The organism is Nonomuraea sp. NPDC051191 (assembly GCF_044455665.1).
In the GTDB taxonomy this organism is placed as follows: Bacteria; Actinomycetota; Actinomycetes; order Streptosporangiales; family Streptosporangiaceae; genus Nonomuraea.
Map to the genome: position 1 here is coordinate 1 of NZ_JBITEZ010000055.1, position 1,211 is coordinate 1,211.

General features: G+C 67.6%; 1 protein-coding gene. It reads right to left on the minus strand.

Annotated elements, in window-relative coordinates:
• Positions 1–171: 171 nt before the first annotated feature.
• Entirely contained in the window at positions 172–879 is a 708-nt protein-coding gene (locus tag ACIA8R_RS52960; RefSeq protein ID WP_397045850.1) for a poly-gamma-glutamate hydrolase family protein, read from the minus strand.
• Positions 880–1,211: the final 332 nt, after the last annotated feature.

The window sequence follows — 1,211 nt, forward strand, 5'->3', positions numbered from 1 at the left end:
ATCCCAGCAACGCCGCGTGCACCAGGCTCGCGCCCGGGCCAGCCACTACTGGAAACGCTGGCTCAAACATCACGAAATCAGGCTGTAGTGCTAGCTAGCCTAGGAACAGCGCCTGCCGCCCTGCAGCGTCTCGCGTTCTTCAGAGAGGGAGGACTTTCGCCAGATCGCCGCTCAGCCAAGGGCACGGTTGACGGCCGCGACGTAGCGGTAGAAGGCTTTCGTACGGTTGGCGGGGTCCTCGACCCAGGCGCGAGCCAGCTTCCCGCCGTCGAAGAACCGCTCCCGCTGGCCCCGGCTGATCTCCAGCTGCACTCCCATGCCTCTGCGGTTCCTGTTTGCGATGTTGCGGGTGCTCGTGCCGCCGATCTCCGTGGGTACGGACGCCGCGACGGGGAACCCGGCGGCGCGCAGCTCGGCCTTCACCTTCTTGATCAACGCCGTGTCTCGTCCACCGACGTAAGTGGTGGCGCCGGTGCCTGCGGCGGCGTGCCAGGAGATGGTGTAGTCGACGCCCGTCACCACCGCGAGCGCCTTGGGTTCGTCGAAGTGCGTGGCGGTGATGTGCAGAGCGCTGTTGCCGGAGGCCTTGATGCCCTCGAACGAGTAGTAGGCGTGCCTGCGGCCTGCGGCCTGGTCGGCGAGCTGCGACGTGGGCGCCTCGATGGCGCCGCCGTGGATGGCGATGTGCGCCACCCGCGCTCCGCGGGGGACGCGCTGGACGCGGCGATAGTCCCGGCCCTCGGTCTCTTGGGCGGAGAGCTGGGCGTAGCCGGCGTAGACATCGCGCGCGCTCACCTGCGCCGTGGACACGGCGTGCGCAGCAGGGGCAAGGCCGATCGCGAGCAGGCCCGCGACGGCGATGGACAGCGTCTTCTTCACATCAAACCTTCCGACGATCTTCCTGGGCCGCCATCATGCCAGCTACGCGTGACCATCTTGACTCGCGGGATCGCCCCGACCCCCACCCCGGCAGGCGCGGAGCCGTCCCGGGCTCGAACCTCCCATGGCGTAATGTGCAAAGTTCGTGTCGTTCACGCCAGACGGGCCAGCCAGCAGCATGGAGGCAGGCAGCGCCAGTCGTCTTTCCTGGCTTCCAGCTGCTCTTCCTGGCCCGGGGTTAGTACTACAGCCTGATTTCGTGATGTTTGAGCCAGCGTTTCCAGTAGTGGCTGGCCCGGGCGCGAGCCTGGTGCACGCGGCGTTGCTGGGAC